Raw genomic sequence first — 15,225 nt, 5'->3', positions numbered from 1 at the left:
CGCCTACCGAGTGGGGCCGCGGTAACGCAACGTCCATTCGCGTGATACTTCGAATGTTCGCATATTCATGGTCACCGACCGAATCGTACCCACCGGCCACCGGGTGACTCCGCGGCTGTTCGGTGCGGCGTGTCGCGGGTCAAGCACGTGTGACTCCGGTGGCGTGTTTCGCCTCACAGTCGCATCCTCAAGGGGAGTCCGGGGAGGACACCGCTCGGCGGCGCCTCCCCCGTACAGCACGACCGGAAAGCTCCAGTAAGCCGTTGCCCAGCAGTCCGGAGCGGATACTTGAACGTCTCGTTCGACGTTGACGGTAGGTCTGTCAACGTTTCCCGTCCCGGGAAGGTGCTCTTTCCCATCGACGGGATCACCAAGCAGCGGATCGTCTCCTACTACCGCGAGGTGGCTCCGACGATGCTGCCCCACCTGCGTGGCCGTCCGATGGTCATGGAGCGGTTTCCGGACGGCATCGACGGTGAACGTATCGTGCAGCACAACGTGCCGGACTTCTTCCCCGAGTGGATCCGCCGCGTCCGGGTGACCAAGAAGAGCGGTGGGCACAACGAGCTCGTGGTCTGTGGTGACGCTCCGACACTGCTCTACCTCGCCGGGCAGGCCTGCCTGACCCCTCATCCGTGGTTGTCCACCCAGGAGCATCCGGCGGTGCCGGACCGGCTGGTGTTCGATCTCGATCCGTCGGTCGACGAGCCCGAGTCGCTGCGCACGGCTGCTCACCTGGTCGGCGAGGCTCTGGAGGAACTCGGCCTCGTTCCCTTCCCGATGACCACCGGATCCCGCGGGTTTCACGTGGTCACCCCGATACGTGGCGAGCTCTCGTTCGACGAGTCGCACGAACTGGCCTTCGCCGTAGCCCGGCTGCTGGTCGCGCGGCAGCCCGCGAGACTGACCGTCGAGCAGCGCAAGAAGGAACGCGGCGAACGCGTTTTCGTCGACTATCTGCGCAACGGCTATGCCCAGACCGCGGTAGCGCCGTACGCGGTGCGTGCCCGCACCGGTGCACCGGTCGCCGCTCCGCTGTGGTGGTCGGAGTTGGACTCGGTCGGTCCGGCCGCGTTCACCATCCACGACATGCCCGCGCGGTTGCGTGCCTACGGCGACCCGTGGGACGAGTTCGCTGATTACGCTCGGTCGGCCACGCACGCGCGGAGCCTGCTGTCCCGGATGCGGTAGGCCGCACCGGACAGAGTGCTCCGCACGTCAGCCCGCCGGATCGGTGAACGCTCGCGCGGCGGATCCGGGGCGGTGGCTCCTCGGATCGCTGCGGCCCGCTACGGCAGGTGTCATGGTTGGTTCCGGGCGCCGCTCCCGGCAGTCCCGGCAGGCTCGGGACACCGCGCCGACCTCCATCCCCGTCCGGACCGAGGCCACGACCACCGGAGTGAGACATGTCTACCATCGCGAAGCCGATTCTGGTCGGAATCGACGGTTCTCCCACCGCTTTCGAAGCCGTGCGTTGGGCAGCTCGCGAGGCATCCCACCGTTCGGCACCGCTGCGGTTGGTGCACGCGGACGTCTCCGCCCTGGGTTATGTTCCCGACACGCTGGGAACCTCCACACCGGAACCCACCAACGAGACGGCACAGGAGTTCGTCAGCGACTGGTTGCGCGACGCTCGGGAAATCGCGGCCGCCGAGGACCCGGAACTCGTGGTGGACACGGCCGTACGTACCGGATCCGCCCGCACCGTGCTGCTGGACGAGTCCAGCACGGCACGATTGGTCGTGGTCGGTAGCCGTGGTCTCGGCAGTTTCAGCGGGGTGATACTGGGCTCGGTCGCGATCGCGTTGACACACCACGGGCAGTGTCCGGTGGCGGTGGTTCGCGAGCCCGACGAGGGTGCGGAGCCCCCCGGCCTCCCCGTCGTCGTCGGTGTGGACGGTTCCGGGCCCGGTGAGCTCGCGCTGCGGTGGGCGTTCGACATGGCCTCGTCCCGCTCGACCGGGATCATGGCGGTGCATGCCTGGCACGACCTGGTGGTGGGGGAGTTGTGGACCCGCGAGCAGGCGGACAAGACCTGGGAGTCCGTCCGCGCCGACGAACAGCGGCTGCTCGCCGAAGTGCTGGCGGGCTGGCGGGAGGACTATCCCGACGTGCCGGTGCACGAGGTGGTCGGTTACGGCAAACCCGCACGACTGCTGCTGGAACAGGCCGACAACGCCCAACTGGTGGTGGTGGGGGCACGTGGTCGCGGCGGGCTGGCGGGGCTGCTGCTGGGATCGACCAGCCAGACACTGCTGCACCACGCGCCCTGTCCGGTCCTCGTGGCTCGCTGAGTGCTCACCCGAGCCGGAGTAACCGGGCGGTCGACACGAGGACGAGCAGAGACACGAGAACGGGCGGCGACTCCGGATGGAATCGCCGCCCGCCGTTACCCGGTGTCGGCCCCGTGGGGATGGGGCCTCACCCGTCGAGAGTCCCGACCGGAAGCCCGATCAGGCGGAGGCCTCCGCCGGTTGCGGTTGCACCGAGAACCGCAGCCGGTCCTGGTCGGCTCCGACGACCACGCGTTGACCGTGGGCGAGTTCCCCGTCCAGCAGCAGGTCCGAGATCGAGTCGTCCACTTCCCGCTGGATGGTCCGCCGCAGTGGGCGGGCACCGTAATCGGGTTGGTGGCCGTGTTCGGTCAGCCAGTCCACCGCGTCCGACTCGAACGTGATGTCGATGCCCTGTGCCCGCAGTCGCTGCCTGGTCTCGTCCAACAACAGTTCGGTGATGCTGCGCAGCTGGTCCGACTCCAGTTTGCGGAACACCACGATCTCGTCGATCCGGTTGAGGAACTCGGGGCGGAACGAGTCACGGAGTCGAACCATCAACCGGTCCCGTGCCGCCTCGGTGGTCTGTTCCTCCTCCCTGGTGCTGAACCCGAGTACCCCGGAACGGTTGGAGATGATGTCCGAACCGAGGTTGCTGGTCATGATCAGCACCGTGTTCCGGAAGTCCACAGTGCGTCCTTGGCCGTCGGTGAGGCGGCCGTCCTCCATGACCTGCAGCAGGATGTTGAACACGTCGATGTGTGCCTTCTCGATCTCGTCGAGCAGCACCACGGAGTAGGGCCTGCGCCGGACCTCCTCGGTGAGCTGGCCCGCCTCGCCGTAACCGACGTAGCCCGGGGGAGCGCCGACCATCCGACTGGCGGTGTGCGCCTCCTGGTACTCGCTCATGTCCAGCCGGATCATCCGGTCCTGGTCACCGAACAGCGACTCGGCCAGCGCGCGGGCCAATTCGGTCTTGCCGACCCCGGTCGGCCCCAGGAACAGGAAGGTGCCGACCGGCCGGTTCGGATCTCCCATGCCGGTTCGTGAGCGGCGTACCGCGCGGGAGACCGCGTGAACCGCTTCGCCCTGACCGACGACCCGGTGATGCAGCTGCTCCTCCAGCCGCATCAGCCTGCCCTTCTCCTCCTCGGTCAGCTGCGTGACCGGGATTCCGGTGGCCCGGGACACGACCTCCGCGATGTCCGTCGAACCGACCTCCGGGATCCCGTCGGGGCTGTGCCGCTGCTGTCGGATCCTCGTCTGCACCTGGTTTATCTCGTCCCGCAGCTGCGAAGCCTGCTCGTAGTTCTCGTTCGTGACCGCCTGGGCCTTGTCCCTGCTGAGCTGTTCGGCCTGCTCCTCCAGCTCGCGGACATCGGTCGTGGGGGTGCGGTTGCGCAGACGTTTGCGCGCCCCGGCCTGATCGAGCAGGTCGATGGCCTTGTCCGGCAGATAGCGGTCCGTGACGTAGCGGTCGGAGAGCTCGGCGGCGGCGTTGATCGCCTCGTCGTTGAACCGCACCTGGTGGTGCGCCTCGTAACGGTCCCGCAACCCCCGCATGATCTGGACCGTCTCCTCCACACTGGGCTCGGCGACGTCGATGCGCTGGAAGCGACGTTCCAGCGCGGCGTCCTTCTCGATGTTCTTGCGGTACTCGTCCAGTGTCGTGGCCCCGACGACGTGCAGATCACCCCGGGCCAGTCTCGGCTTGAGCATGTTGCCCGCGTCCACGGCGCCCTCGGAGCCGCCCGCGCCGACGACGGTGTGCAGCTCGTCGATGAAGATGATCAGCTGTTCGCTCTGCTGGCTGATCTCTTCGATGATCTTGTTCATCCGTTCCTCGAAGTCGCCCCGGTAGCGGGTACCCGCGACCACCCCGGACACGTCGAGCTGCACCACTCGCTTGTTCGCCAGCACATCGGGGACCTCGCCGTCGACGATGCGCTGCGCGATGCCCTCCACGACCGAGGTCTTGCCGACACCGGCCTCACCGATGAGCACCGGGTTGTTCTTCGTGCGGCGCGAGAGCACCTCCACGGTCTGCTCGATCTCCGACTCGCGACCGATGACCGGGTCCAGTCCGCCGTCACGGGCGCGTGAGGTCAGGTCCTGGCCGTACTCGTCCAGCGTGGGGGTCGGGCTGTGCTGCTGTGCCTCGGTGGTCTGCTGACCGCCGGAGCCGCGGGCGGACGCCCCGCTCTGCAGCGACTCCAGGGTCACGTGGGCCGCTGCCAGCATCTGGCCCGCCGTGGATTCCTGATTCGCCGCCAACGCGAGCAGCAGGTGATCCGGGCCGATGTAGGACGAGCCCACCGCGCGGGCGACCCGGTGCGCGTCCAGCAGCGCCCGCTTGGCGGCCGGAGTCAGCGCGGGCGGCTGGTCGGTGCTCTCGGTCTGCGGTAGCTGCTGCTCGACTCCCTGGGCGATCGCGGCGGGGTCCGCACCTGCCCGTTCGAGCATCGAACGCGTCGTATCGGTCTGGGTCGCCGCCCACAACAGGTGATGCGCGTCCAGGTCGTGTCCGCCGTGTTCGGCCGTGAACCGCGCGGCGGCAGCCATCAGTTCCTGGGCCTGGTGGGTCATCAGACGGGTGATGTCGACACGTTGCACCGGTCGCGGCGTGCCGCCCTGACCGCCGAGAAACCGGGCGAGGAAGTCGTCGAACGGACTCGAACCGGGCCCACCGGAACCGAAGAAGTTGGTCATTACTACCTCTTTCGTTCGCACGCTTCGTTGCGGATCGCGTCTCGTACAACATGAGCGACGCGGTTCGCCATTCCTGCGTCGGTTTCGCTCAAGGCTAACGCATCCGCTGGGCTCAAGGTGAGTTACCTCCTTGCTTTTCGAGGTCGTTCTCGTGACCCGGCTCCGGTCTCCTCCTCGGTTGTCCGCCCACCTCCGTGCACACCGGGTGATTCGGTGATGGCCTTTTCCAGCTGTGCCCGGTTGAGCTTGGATCTGCCCCGGATGTCGAGCTCGCGTGCTCGTCTCCGAAGCTCCTCGCGGGTCAGGGTGGACACCGGTGCGGGCTCCGAGCGCTCGGTGCCGCGGTCCGGGCGCTCACCCCCGCTCCCGGACCGTTTCTTCCCGGCGCGGGCATGTTCGGCGCTGCGGCGCAGCGCCTCGGCCAGATCCACGGTCGCGGTCGTTTCGACGTGCTCGGCCCCGCTCCGGGGAGCACGTCCCGCCGCCTTGTCCGCGAGCAGTCGTTCGATCCGGGCGGTGTGCGTGTCGACGTGTTCCTCCGGGTGCCACGCGGTGCTCATCGACCTGATCAGATCGCCGGCCAGCCGCAGTTCCCGCGAGCCGTACGAGTCCTCAGGTGGAGCGTGTTCCAGCACGTTCGCGGGGTCCCGTATCTCGTCGAGAAAGAACATGGTGTGCAGCACCAACGCTTCGTTCTCGGGGCGCAGTGCGGTCAGGTACTCCTTGCCGCGGAACACGAAGGTGGCTATGCCCACTCGTTCGGTCTCGGCCATCGCACGACGCAGCAGGCTGTATCCCCTGGCGTTCCGCCTGTCGGCGGGAGCGACCCAGTACGCCTTCTGGAAGTACACGGGATCGATCTCGGACAGCGCCACGAACTCCGCTATCTCGATCGTTCCGGAACGCTCCGGGGCGATGTCGTCCAGCTCGCGCTGCTCGACCGTGACCAGCGTGCCGTCGACCTCCAGCCCCCTGACGACCTCGTCGCCTTCCAGCTCTCTACCCGTTCGCTCGTTGATTCTGCGGTAACGCACCCTGTCGTGGGTTCCGCGCTCGTACTGGTTGAAGCGGATGCCGTGGTCCTCGGTGGCGCTGTACAACCCGACGGGAATGGTCACCAGACCGAACTTGAGCGAACCCGCCCAGATCTTGTGCGGCATGGTTTCCTCCTCACCCGACCGGTGGCCCCCGCAGCCGGTGGTCCCGCAGAACACGCCTCCGCGAGGCACGCGTTGTCCCTGCAGGCTGGATGCCCAGCTGACGCGGCCCGGCAAACCTCTTCGCGTCGGTCACCCGGTCGGCGCAGGGGAGGGCCATCCGCCGACCGGCCGCGAGCGGGCGGTTCTTGTTCCCGTCGGGACCGTTCAGCGCACTCGGTGGGTTCCGTCGGGAAGTCGTCGGGTGTAGCCCTCGCGGGCGAGCCGTTCCAGCAACGGGACGACCACCCGACGGCTCGTTTCCAGGGCATCACGTGCCTCGCTCGGGGTGAACGGTTCCGGCAGCGCGGCCAGCACGTCCCGCGCCCGCCGCAACGCCCCCGGCAGCAGGTGGATTCCCTCGCCGATCCGAAGCAGCTGACCGGCCTTGTTCGCCGCGCCGAGTTGTTCGTTGTCCAGTCCGAGTTCTCGGAGTTCTGCCGCGGTGGGTGCGTCGAAGGGGTGCCGAGCCAGCCGAGCACGGATAGCTGTGACGCCCCGCCGCACGTGCTCGCTCAGCTCGGGGCCTCGCAGCCGCAGCCTCCCGTCGCTCGTTCCGATCCCGGCGGCAGCCGCCGAGTTCAGCACCAGCGGCAGCAACGATGCGTGGGGCAGGCGCAGCTGCCGTGCCGCTTCCTGCTCGGAGAGACCGTCCGCCATCGGGTCCTCTCGGTGGATCCGTTCGAGGAGCTCGACGAGCCGTGTCGCGTACTCGTCCCGGGCGGTCGGATCCAGCAGCCAGTCCCCGACCACCAGGGCATGTGGGGGAGGGGACGCTCCCAGGACGCGGAGTTCCGAGGCGCGGATCGCGCGATCCCTCGCGAGCAGCACGGCGCCCGCGGGCTGATCTCTCGCCCGCTCCAGCTCGTGAGCGCGGGCGGCGGCAGCGCCCCGACGACGCAACTCCGGCGGACGCGCGTCGAGAACGTGGATCCCTGCGGGGATCCGGTGCTGTCCGGCGTCCCGCAGCAGCGCGTTGTCACCGATCCGCAGCGGAAGCCCGACACGCAGCGAGAGTCGCGCGGTGTCCGCTCCCAACGGCCGCAGCCGCACCTCGTTCGTGGCCGCACCGATGTGCATGCCCAGTTCGCGGGGCAGTTCGCCGGATCCCCCGTCCCGCAACAGCACGTCCACCCGGTCGGTGCTCCGCCACGCCCCCGGTGTCAGCAACGCGTCCCCGCGATCGAGTTCCCCCACGTGCACCCCGCGCAGGTTCAGCGCGACCCGCGCCGTCGCGCGGACCGTTTCGTACTCCTCTCCGAGGCTCCGCAGTCCCCGGACAGTCACGCGTTTTCCGGTTCCGGCCACCACGAGTTCGTCGCCTCGGGCCAGCGTGCCCGCGGACAACGTCGCGGTCACCACCGTCCCCGCGCCTCGAACGCTGAAGCAGCGGTCCAGCCACAGCCGCACGTCGGCGGTGGGGTCGGGATTCGGGAGCAGACCCGCGAGGTCGTCGAGCTTCCCGGTGAGTTCGGGCAACCCGGCCCCGGTGGTTCCACTGACGACCACTTCGGGAATTCCCGCCAGCGAGCTGCCCGCCAGTCGCCGTCGTGCCTGTTCCAGCGCGGGGAGCGGGGCGGCGAGATCGCCGCGCGTGATCGCCAGCACCCCTCGCCGCACGCGCAGGGCGTGCAACGCCTGCAGGTGCTCGTCCGACTGCGGCATCCACCCCTCGTCGGCGGCCACCACGAACAGCACGCCCGCGACCTCGCCGACCCCGGCCAGCATGTTGCGCACGAATCGCTGATGACCGGGCACGTCGACGAACGCCATCGTCTCGCCACCGGGCAGGGTCGTCCACGCGAATCCCAGGTCGATGGTCAGCCCGCGACGTCGTTCCTCGGCCCACCTGTCCGGATCGCTGCCGGTCAGGGCTTTGATGAGCGTGGACTTGCCGTGGTCCACGTGACCTGCCGTGGCGATCACTCGCATGACGCGCCTCCCACGAGCGGATCCGTCGCCCGCGCACCCCGGCGAATCGCCTCGACCAGTTCCTCGTCCCGCTCCGGGGCCAGCGCGAACAGGTCGACCAGGCAGTTCCCCCGTTCGATCCTGGTCAGCACCGGTGGCACGGTGCGGCGCAGTCGTTCGGACCAGTGCTCGGGCAGCACGACGGCCGCGCTGGGCAGCTCCACTCCCGGTGCTCCACCACCACCGATGCCCGCGGTGGTCTCCGCCGCCGTCGCCGCCACTCCCGCTGCCCGCGAGGACTCCGCGATCCGTTCGGCGCGGGCACGCAGTTCCCGCCGCGAGCGCTCCAGCGCACGCGCGGTCGGTGTGGGAGGTCCGTGCAGCGTGGCGTGCAGCGCGGCCAGGGTGAGCTTGTCGGGGCGCAGCGCACGGGCCAGCGGATGTCTCCGGAGCTTGTCGACGATAGCTGCCCTGCCGAGCAGCAGCCCGGCCTGCGGACCGCCGAGCAGCTTGTCACAGCTGGCCACCACCAGATCCGCTCCCGCCCGCAGCGTGCCGCGCGCGTCGGGCTCGTCCGGCAGCCTGGGGTGCGGTTCCAGCAGTCCGGATCCGATGTCGACGACCAGCGGAGCGTCCAGCTCGCGGAGTTCGCCCGGCTCGACGGCGGAGGTGAAGCCGCTGATCACGAAGTTGGACGGGTGCACCTTGAGCACGAATCCGGTTTCCGCCCCGATCGCCGCTCGGTAGTCGGCGAGCTCGACACGGTTGGTAGTGCCGACCTCGCGCAGTCCCGCGCCGGTGGAGCACAACAGGTCGGGGATGCGGAATCCGGCGCCGATCTCGACCATCTCGCTCCGTGCCAGCACGATCTCACGGCCCGCTGCCAGGGCGGTGGCGGCCAGCGTGAGTGCGGCCGCCCCGTTTCCCACCACGTGTGCGCTCTCCGCCTCGGGGACCGCGTCGAGCAGGCCGCGTGTGACGTTCGCCCCGCGACGGCCACGCTGACCGGTGTGGACGTCCAGCTCGACGTCGCAGGTTCCCGCGGCTTCCCGCAGGGCCAGCACCGCGGCCTCCGAGAGGGGAGCGCGGCCCAGGTTGGTGTGCAGCAGTACGCCTGTGGCGTTGAGCACCGGGCACAGCCCGCCGGTCGAGGTGGGCAGGTTCGCCGCCGCTTTCTCAGTCACCTGATCGGCGGGGATCTCACGGGCCCGAGCGCGTCGCTGTGCGTCATGGACGGCGCGTTTCACCCGTTCCCGGCCGAAGCGCTCGACGGCCGCGGCCATCCGGGGCTCCTCGAGCACCCGGTCCGTGGCAGGGATGTTCCGCCGCTCGTCCACGTTCGTGACGATACGCAGCGGGGGAGTGTTCGTTCGGCTTCGTGCGCTGGCACGTCGGATGTATTTTTCAATTGAAATACTCTGTTGTTTCAGTGTTAATCGAAATAAATCCACAACAGGAAACACTCGCGAGACACCGAGCCAACGGATGATCCGCAAGGAGATGCCGGTGCACAATCGGGTCATGACCGAACGGAGACCGCCGGGGATGGACTTCGAGACCTGGATCGATCGTCAGATTCGCACCGCCAGGGAGCGCGGGGAGCTCGACGACCTGCCCGGAACCGGCAAGCCGCTGCCGGATCTCGGCAACGAGAGCGAACTGTCCTGGGTCAAGAAGTACGTCGAGCGGGAGGGACTGTCCACCGAGGCACTGCTGCCGCCCGCCGTGCAGTTGCGCAAGGAGATCGACCGGCTTCCGGACACCGTGGCCGAGTTGCGTTCCGAGCAGGCGGTGCGTGAGCAGGTCGGTGAGCTCAACCTGCGCATCGCCGAGTGGCTGCGGGCTCCCAGCGGTCCACGCGTCAAGGTCGCACCCGTGGACGTCGAGGAGGTCGTGCGCCGCTGGCGTGACCGGCGTGCCGCCGTAGCCGAGGCCGAGGCCCAGTCCGCTTCGTCCTCGGCCGAGCGTGCCGACACCGACGGGACAACCGAACCGGCCTCGACCGGAGGTGGTGGTCGTTCCGGGCCGCGCACCTGGTGGCGCAGGCTGGGTGCGTGGCGGAGGCGGACGGGAATCGAACCCGCCTGACCGAGTTGCTCGGCCACGTCGGTTTTGAAGACCGCGGGGGCCACCAGGCACCCTTACGCCTCCAGTGCCGCCGTCCCGCGTGTTCCGCCATGCCGTTGTCCACCCCGTGGACTAGCTTCGGGGCATGACCGATGCCGGGACCGTCACGACCGAAAACCACCGCCTGACACGGTACGCGCACGGTGGCGGCTGCGCTTGCAAGATCCCCGCCGGCGAACTGGAGTCCATGGTCACCGGTGCCGGGCTTTCCGGCGGCGGCGCTCCGGCGGGCGGTGAGGTGCTGATCGGTGCCGGGGACGACGCCGCCGTGGTGCGGCTGCACGGCGACACCGCGATCGTGGCCACGGCTGATTTCTTCACTCCTGTGGTCGACGACCCCTACGACTGGGGCCGGATCGCGGCGGCCAACGCGCTGTCCGACGTCTACGCGATGGGGGCGCGTCCGCTGGTGGCGTTGAACCTGCTCGGCTGGCCACGTGATTCGTTGCCGATGGAACTGGCCGAACGGGTGCTGCGCGGTGGTGCTGATGTCGCGGAACTCGCGGGGTGCCCGGTGGGTGGTGGACACAGCCTCGACGATCCCGAGCCGAAGTACGGCATGGCGGTGACCGGTACGGCGGCTGCCACTCGGCTGCTGCGCGACGACGCCGGAACCCCCGGTGCTCCGCTGTCGTTGACCAAACCGCTCGGCATCGGGGTGCTCAACACCCGGCACAAGGCCACCGGAGAGGTTTTCCCGCAGGCGGTCGAGGCGATGACGACCCTCAACGACACGGCGGCGCGGGACGCGCTGGCGGTGGGTGCCGAGTGCGCCACCGACGTCACGGGGTTCGGGCTGCTCGGGCACCTGCGCGAACTCACCCGTGCCAGCGGTGTCTCCGCGGTGTTGGACTCGGGTGCTGTTCCCTATCTGGACGGAGCACGTGAGGCGGTCCGCGACGGGTACGTCAGCGGTGGGACACGCCGCAACCTGCGCTGGGTGGGCGAGTGCACCGATCTCTCCCGCGTGGACGAGAACGAAGCGCTGCTGCTGGCCGACGCGCAGACCTCCGGGGGACTGCTCGTCGCGGGGGAGCTGCCGAACGCCCCGGTGATCGGAAGGCTGATCAGCGCCGAGGAGAACGCCGTCACGGTCCGCTGATCACGCACACCTGCTCGCTCCACCGCGCGTGATCACGTAGTGGTCGAACACGTGCGGAGGCAGTCGCTCAGTCCGCGGCGCCCTTCCCGGTGACCTGGCAGAGCCCTTCGTTGGTGCTGTTGAGCACGTCCACGAGGATCTCCCGCAGCGTGGTGCCGTCCCGCCGGGTCAGCCAGGCGTGCATCGCGGAACCGAAGCACGAGACCATGGTCATCGACCACGCGCCGGGACGAGGGTCGCAACTGGGATCGGCTTCGATGTGCTCGGCCACCAGCTCGGTCATGTCCTGCATCCAGCGCTGCCGCATCAGATACATCTCGTACTGGCCGGTGGATTCCAGCACCTGCAGCAGTTCGGCGCGCATCAGGTGCTGTTCGCGGTCGGCCTCCATGCGGTCGGCCGCGTCGAGCATCGACGTCGCCAGCGCGCGCATCGGGTGTTCCCCTGAGCCGCGCGCGTTCAGCGCCTCGCGCACGTATTCGAGTTCGTTGCCGAGGTCGCCGAACAGCACGGCGTCCTTGCTGGGGAAGTATCGGAAGAACGTCCTGGGGGCGATGTCGGCGGCACGGGCTATCTGTTCCACGGTCGTGGCCTCGAAGCCCTGTTCGCGGAACAGTTTCAGGGCCGCGGACTCGATGCCCGCTCGGGTTCTGGCCGCCTTGACGGCTCGCCTGCCCTGGCCCTCCGTTTCGTCGGTCGGATCCACCGCAACGCTGGTCATGGCATCAGGCTCCTCGAAATCGCAGTTCAGCGTCAACTGTGCCCGTTGTCACCGATGACAAATGGCAGTACTGCCATATTCTGTGGGCGGGGAAAGGAGACACGCATGTCCGACGGTGACGCCCGCCACGGGGCGACGGGTGCTGCGACGACACCCGACAAAGGAGAGGAGGGTGCCCTGGCCGAGGGCATCGACGTGCGGGTCTACCGCCGCAGGTGGGCGACCCTGCTCGTGCTGTGTCTGGCGTTGTCGGCCACGATGCTCGCGAACACCTCGCTCAGCGTCGCGTTACCCCAGCTCTCCCGTGCGTTGGGAGCCTCGACCTCGGCGCAGCAGTGGTTCTCGGACGCCTACGCGCTGGTGTTCGCCGGTCTGCTGTTCACCACCTCCTCGATAGCGGACCGCTACGGGCGCAAGTGGATGCTGCAGGCCGGGATGGTGCTGTTCGGCCTGGTGTCGGTCTACGTGTGGCTGTTCGTGGGATCCAGCACCGAGATGATCGCCGCACGGGCCCTGCTCGGTGTGGGTGGCGCCATGATCATGCCGGTGACGCTGTCCATTCTGACCAGTGTCTTCCCCAGTGGGGAGCGTACCAAGGCGGTCGGGATCTGGGCCGCCGTCTCCGGCGCGGGCAGCGCCGCGGGACCGGTCATCGCCGGTGTGCTGTTGCAGTACTTCTCCTGGGAATCGGTGTTCGTGATCAATGTGCCGGTGGTCGTCATCGGCGTGATCGCCGGTGTCCGCTACATCCCGTCGCACACCGGAACCGAGGGGGGACACGGCGGGCTGGACCTGCTGGGGGCGCTGCTGTCCACCGCCGGGATCACGATCGCCGTCTACGCGCTGATCGAGGCGCAGTACGTCGGCTGGCTGTCACCGCGCACGCTTTCTCTGGTGGCTGTTGGCCTGGTGCTGCTGGCGTTGTTCGCGCTCTGGGAGCGCCGGGTGGCCGATCCGATGCTGGACGTCCGGTTGTTCCGCAGCCGTGGTTTCTCCGCTTCGGCGGTGGCGTTGACGCTGGTGTTCTTCGCGATGATCGGCGTGTTCTTCGCGCTGAGCCAGACCCTGCAACTCGTGTTCGGCTACTCGCCGCTGATGGCTTCCACCGCGATGCTGCCCATGTCGGTGATGATGATGCTCATCGCGCCGCAGGTCTCCAGGATCGTGGACAGGTTCGGTCCGCGTAACACCATCTCCGTCGGACTTCTGCTGGCGGCGTTGGGCATGGTCGGGCTCAGCACGTTGACCGTCGACTCCGGCTACTGGCAGATCCTGCTGCCGCTGTCGTGCACGGCGGCGGGGATGTCGCTTGCGATGGCGCCTGCCACCGATCAGCTGATGGCCAACGTGCCCCGTGAGCGCGCGGGGATGGGCTCGGCCACCAACGACGTCACCCGCGAGGTGGGGGCGTCGTTGGGTGTCGCCGTACTCGGCAGCGTGCTGGGAGGTAGCTATGCCGCACGGATCTCGGACTCGCTGACCGGGCTGCCCGAGCAGCTGCGGCAGACCGCCGAGGAATCGCTGCCCGGCGGCATGATGGTCGCCGAGTCGTTGGGCGCAAGCGGGCAGCGGCTCGCCGATGAGGTCTCGGTGGCCTGGATGAACGCCTCGCAGACCGCGTACCTGGCCTCGGCGGGACTGATCGCGGTGGCCGCGCTGGTGGCGTGGTTCTTCCTGCCCGGCAAGAAGCAACGCACCGAGGCGGCCGAGGTGCGGGCCTCGTCCGAGACGGAGCGGAGCGCGGCCGAGGAACCGGACAGCGCCAACGAGAAGTCGGAGAGCGTCAACGAGAATTCTGGGCGGGCCGACGAGAGGTCGAATACGGCCGTCACCGAGCAGTGACCGCGCCGATTCAATGACCGCCGTGCCGGTGTGGTGATCGCGGTCGGGGTGTCGATTTCGCGCGAAATCTACGTCGTGCTGGAGGCACCGCCCCCCACCGGCGCGGCGATTTCGCGCGAAATCGCCGGTTCAGTTCCCGGCGCGGTCCGACGCGAGACTGCGCAGGAAGTCGTTCCACCGGGCGCGGGGGAACAGCAGTGAGTCGCCGTGCGGGCGCTTGGAGTCCCGCGCGGCGACCCCGTGCTCGGTGGTGGCGATCTCCACGCAGTTCGCCTGGCTGCTGCTTCGGCTGCTCTTGCGCCAGTGCTTCACGGATGCCACGGATTCACTCCTTCTCGTGCTCGGCCGGTTCGTCGGCGAGGTGAGCGATGATCTCGCCGGAATCATCCGGGGTGAGCGCGAGTTCGCGCAACCGCCGCAGGGAGCGTTCCGCGGCGTCGACGTGCTCGGGCTGCTCCAGGAACGCGCTGTTGCCCCGGTGCTCCAGGTAGACCAGGTTCGGCTGCTTCGGGAAGTCCAGCAGCACGAACGGTCCCTCCATGCCGGAGTGGATCCCCGCCCGCTGCGGGACCACCCGGACGGTGACGTTCGGCCGCAGGTTGCTCTCCGCCAGGCGCAGCAGTTGCCGCCGCATCACGCCGGGGTCGGCGGTCGGGCGGCGCAGCACCGGTTCGTCCAGCAGCACCTCCAATCGCGGTGCGCGGCTGCCGAGCAGCACGGTCTGCCTGCCGACGCGGGCCTCGACCAGCCGTTGGACCTCGCGCTCCGGCAGCTCGTGGGTGGTTCCCCGGATGACCGCCTCGGCGTACTCGTCCGTCTGCAGCAGTCCCGGGATGAACTGCGTTTCCCAACCGTGGATCGCGGTGGCCTCGGCCTCGAACCGCATCAGGTCCTGCCACATCGCGGGCAGCGCGGCGTGCTGCACCTGCCACCAGTTGCGGTCCGTGCCGTTGCGCACCAGCGCGAGGATCTCCTCGCGCCGCTGGGTGGGTACGCGGTAGAGCCCCAGCAACGCCGCGACGTCGTCGGCGGCCAGCCCGCGGGTTCCCGTCTCCATCCTGCTGAGCTTGCTCATCGAGATCCCCAGCGACCTCGACACCTCGGCGGCGCTGAGGCCGTTGCGATCCCGCAGTTCCCGCAGCTCACCGGAGACCCGTCTGACCCGTGCCGGAATTCCGCTGCGTCGTTCCATGCTCGACCCTTCCTCGCCGGTCACTGTTCGCTCGCACCCTGACCGGTTGACCAGTGGTCAAGGAAGTGAGATCACGCGAAAGTGTCGTTGCGTGACCGCTGGGGACTCGCCGAACCTTCCTGTCGACATGATCGATTCGGTAGCCGTCACTT

The 15,225-nt window shown here is 68.7% G+C and carries 12 protein-coding genes and 1 tRNA gene; 5 read left to right on the top strand and 8 right to left on the bottom strand.

Annotated elements, in window-relative coordinates; translation table 11 throughout:
- Positions 1-288: 288 nt before the first annotated feature.
- Together ligD and J2S53_RS04850 are read left to right on the top strand one after the other, a co-directional pair.
- Complete coding sequence (gene ligD, locus J2S53_RS04855) at positions 289-1,191, top strand: non-homologous end-joining DNA ligase (protein WP_456239947.1); 903 nt, start codon at positions 289-291, stop codon at positions 1,189-1,191.
- Positions 1,192-1,406: 215 nt separating this feature from the next.
- Positions 1,407-2,294, top strand: a complete 888-nt coding sequence (locus tag J2S53_RS04850; protein ID WP_456239946.1) for a universal stress protein — start codon at positions 1,407-1,409, stop codon at positions 2,292-2,294.
- Between the two features lie 159 nt (positions 2,295-2,453).
- Here J2S53_RS04850 and J2S53_RS04845 read toward each other — a convergent pair whose 3' ends face one another.
- The 4 genes from J2S53_RS04845 to selA form a co-directional block, all read right to left on the bottom strand.
- The gene (locus tag J2S53_RS04845) at positions 2,454-4,982 is read right to left on the bottom strand and encodes an ATP-dependent Clp protease ATP-binding subunit (RefSeq protein ID WP_456239945.1); all 2,529 of its coding nucleotides are present in this window, start codon (positions 4,980-4,982) and stop codon (positions 2,454-2,456) included.
- A 122-nt stretch (positions 4,983-5,104) separates the two neighbouring features.
- Entirely contained in the window at positions 5,105-6,142 is a 1,038-nt protein-coding gene (gene ku, locus J2S53_RS04840; protein WP_456239944.1) for a non-homologous end joining protein Ku, read from the bottom strand.
- Between the two features lie 204 nt (positions 6,143-6,346).
- Positions 6,347-8,110: a selenocysteine-specific translation elongation factor gene (gene selB, locus J2S53_RS04835; protein WP_456239943.1), complete on the bottom strand. Its 1,764-nt coding sequence runs from the start codon at positions 8,108-8,110 to the stop codon at positions 6,347-6,349.
- Entirely contained in the window at positions 8,101-9,372 is a 1,272-nt protein-coding gene (gene selA / locus J2S53_RS04830) for an L-seryl-tRNA(Sec) selenium transferase (protein WP_456242704.1), read from the bottom strand. Before selA ends, selB begins: the two co-directional genes overlap by 10 nt.
- Positions 9,373-9,610: 238 nt before the next feature.
- Between selA and J2S53_RS04825 the strand changes: the two genes are divergently transcribed.
- The gene (locus J2S53_RS04825; RefSeq protein ID WP_456239942.1) at positions 9,611-10,177 is read left to right on the top strand and encodes a DnaJ family domain-containing protein; all 567 of its coding nucleotides are present in this window, start codon (positions 9,611-9,613) and stop codon (positions 10,175-10,177) included.
- Here J2S53_RS04825 and J2S53_RS04820 read toward each other — a convergent pair.
- Positions 10,145-10,240: transfer RNA gene (locus tag J2S53_RS04820), tRNA-Sec, on the bottom strand. The two genes, J2S53_RS04825 and J2S53_RS04820, sit on opposite strands and share 33 nt — an antisense overlap.
- 61 nt (positions 10,241-10,301) lie before the next feature.
- On the opposite strand from J2S53_RS04820, the gene selD reads away from it, so the two are divergent.
- Entirely contained in the window at positions 10,302-11,318 is a 1,017-nt protein-coding gene (gene selD, locus J2S53_RS04815) for a selenide, water dikinase SelD (protein ID WP_456239941.1), read from the top strand.
- 67 nt (positions 11,319-11,385) lie between these two features.
- Here selD and J2S53_RS04810 read toward each other — a convergent pair whose 3' ends face one another.
- Positions 11,386-12,039 carry a TetR family transcriptional regulator gene (locus J2S53_RS04810; RefSeq protein WP_456239940.1) on the bottom strand — a complete coding sequence of 218 codons (654 nt, stop codon included), beginning with the start codon at positions 12,037-12,039 and terminating at the stop codon, positions 11,386-11,388.
- Positions 12,040-12,144: 105 nt separating this feature from the next.
- On the opposite strand from J2S53_RS04810, the gene J2S53_RS04805 reads away from it, so the two are divergent.
- Positions 12,145-13,881 carry an MFS transporter gene (locus J2S53_RS04805; protein ID WP_456239939.1) on the top strand — a complete coding sequence of 579 codons (1,737 nt, stop codon included), beginning with the start codon at positions 12,145-12,147 and terminating at the stop codon, positions 13,879-13,881.
- Between the two features lie 129 nt (positions 13,882-14,010).
- Here the strand turns inward: J2S53_RS04805 and J2S53_RS04800 are convergent, their stop codons facing one another.
- The gene (locus tag J2S53_RS04800) at positions 14,011-14,202 is read right to left on the bottom strand and encodes a DUF397 domain-containing protein (RefSeq protein WP_456239938.1); all 192 of its coding nucleotides are present in this window, start codon (positions 14,200-14,202) and stop codon (positions 14,011-14,013) included.
- A gap of 4 nt (positions 14,203-14,206) precedes the next feature.
- A complete protein-coding gene (locus tag J2S53_RS04795; protein WP_456239937.1) occupies positions 14,207-15,073 on the bottom strand; it encodes a helix-turn-helix domain-containing protein in 867 nt (288 codons plus the stop codon).
- Between the last annotated feature and the right edge of the window lie 152 nt (positions 15,074-15,225).

The sequence above is a fragment of the Actinopolyspora lacussalsi genome, assembly GCA_030803735.1.
GTDB lineage: Bacteria > Actinomycetota > Actinomycetes > Mycobacteriales > Pseudonocardiaceae > Actinopolyspora > Actinopolyspora lacussalsi.
Note: the sequence above shows the minus strand (reverse complement) of the source record. Positions and strands in the feature narration are given on the sequence as shown.